Below are 536 nucleotides of genomic sequence, written 5' to 3' on the forward strand. Positions count from 1 at the left end.
GATGTTTGCTGCCATGGCAAAAACCAGCGTTGCGCCACAATATCCGCGCAACTGGTCAGCGTCGCAGCAAGCGTCAGGCTGGCGAGCAACGCACGGGTGCCCGTCAGGCGTTCGCGCAGCGGCGACATGCAAACGGCAAAAACGCCGAGCACCGCGCCGAGCATCAAGGTTATCCCCAGTGCAGCGCTGAGTGTTTGTGTGGCGCCCAATAGCGGCACCAGCATCAATAAACCTACCGTGCGTTTCATGAGCCAGTTCCTAACAGCAACGCCCGATGCTCATCGAAATAACGCAGTGCGTCATGAATCGCGTTGATGGCGGCACGGGAGGTAATGGTCGCGCCAGCGATTTGATCGAACTGCCCCTGATTCTTTTTCAGCGCCCAACCGGCGTCAGTCGGCTCGGTACGAGATTTGCCGAGGAAGGTCTGAAGCCAGGCATTCGGCCATTCACCGATGTGACCACCCAATCCTGGCGTTTCGCGCTGCTCAAGGGTTTTCACGCCTAGAACTCTGCCGTTTGCATCGATGGCTATC

At 58.2% G+C, this 536-nt stretch carries 1 protein-coding gene and 1 pseudogene; both read right to left on the bottom strand.

The annotated features are described in order from the left end of the window. A pseudogene (locus tag J5M71_RS26960) lies at positions 1-248 on the bottom strand (NADH:quinone oxidoreductase); the annotation flags it as partial. Further along, a partial coding sequence (locus J5M71_RS26965) for an FMN-binding protein (RefSeq protein WP_207838558.1) occupies positions 245-536 on the bottom strand: 292 nt, incomplete at its 5' end. The pseudogene J5M71_RS26960 and the gene J5M71_RS26965, both read right to left, overlap by 4 nt.

It is taken from the genome of Pseudomonas sp. 43(2021) (assembly GCF_017490805.1).
Classification (GTDB): Bacteria; Pseudomonadota; Gammaproteobacteria; order Pseudomonadales; family Pseudomonadaceae; genus Aquipseudomonas.